Origin of the sequence: Komagataeibacter intermedius TF2, from assembly GCF_000964425.1 — a bacterium.
GTDB lineage: Bacteria > Pseudomonadota > Alphaproteobacteria > Acetobacterales > Acetobacteraceae > Komagataeibacter > Komagataeibacter intermedius.
Window position 1 is genome coordinate 1 of record NZ_BANF01000156.1, and the last position, 1,007, is coordinate 1,007.

Genomic DNA, 1,007 nt, shown 5'->3' on the forward strand with positions numbered 1-1,007 from the left:
TCAGCCAGCGCCAGGCGTTCGGTATATCGGATCGACAGGTATTGTGAACCACGATCCGAATGATGGATCAGCGCCTTATTTCCCGCGGGCTTTCGTTGCCAGATGGCCTGTTCAAGGGCGTCGAGCACGAACTGGGTGGTCATGGAGGCCGAGACCTTCCAGCCCACGATCCGGCGGGCGAACACATCAATGACAAACGCCACATAGACCATGCCATTCCGGGTCTGGACATAGGTGAAGTCCGAGACCCAGAGCTGGTTGGGAGCCTCCGCCTGGAACTGCCGGTTGACCCTGTCATCGGGACAGGGACGCGCCGTATCCGGACGGGTCGTGATGACCTTCCTGCCTCGGATCACCCCCTTCAGGCCCATCTGCCGCATCAGGCGCTCGACAGTGCAGCGCGCGACCTTCCGTCCTTCGCGCTGCAGGCTGTGCCAGACTTTGCGCGCACCATAAACACCACGGTTGTCGTGCCAGATCCGACGGATATGCGCCATCAGATCCCTATCACATTGTGCTCGTATGCTGGCTCTGGCCGGATCTCTCGCTATGGCCGCCTGATGATAAAACGTGGAAGGGGCAATCGGCAGAACGCGACAGATTGGCTCGACCCCATAATCGGCACGACAGGCTTCAATAAATGCGATCATTTGCGAAACGGGCGGTCGAGCTCCGCCTGTGCAAAATAAGCCGAAGCTTTCTTGAGGATCTCATTGGCCTGACGCAGTTCACGAACCTCACGCTCCAACGCCTTGATCCGTGCCGTCTCAGCCGTAGTCGGTCCCGGTTGTGCACCAACGTCTCGCCGCGCCTGTTTCCACCAGTCGTGCAGGCTGTCTCCCGAACAGCCGAGTTTGCCACCAATCTCGCGACAGGCCGCCGAAATGCTCGGGTAATCCGATCGATGTTCGTCCAGAAGGCGCACGGCGCGCTCACGGAACTCAGGCGAATAACGCAATGTCTTCTTCTTCTCTACCATAGGGTTCATCCTCCGAGAGTTTTACTCT

At 58.8% G+C, this 1,007-nt stretch carries 1 pseudogene and 1 other annotated feature; the pseudogene reads right to left on the reverse strand.

Annotated elements, in window-relative coordinates:
- A pseudogene (locus B7449_RS14885) lies at positions 1–979 on the reverse strand (IS3 family transposase); the annotation flags it as partial.
- Positions 576–692: a sequence feature (AL1L pseudoknot), on the reverse strand. Its footprint overlaps the pseudogene before it by 117 nt.
- Positions 980–1,007: the final 28 nt, after the last annotated feature.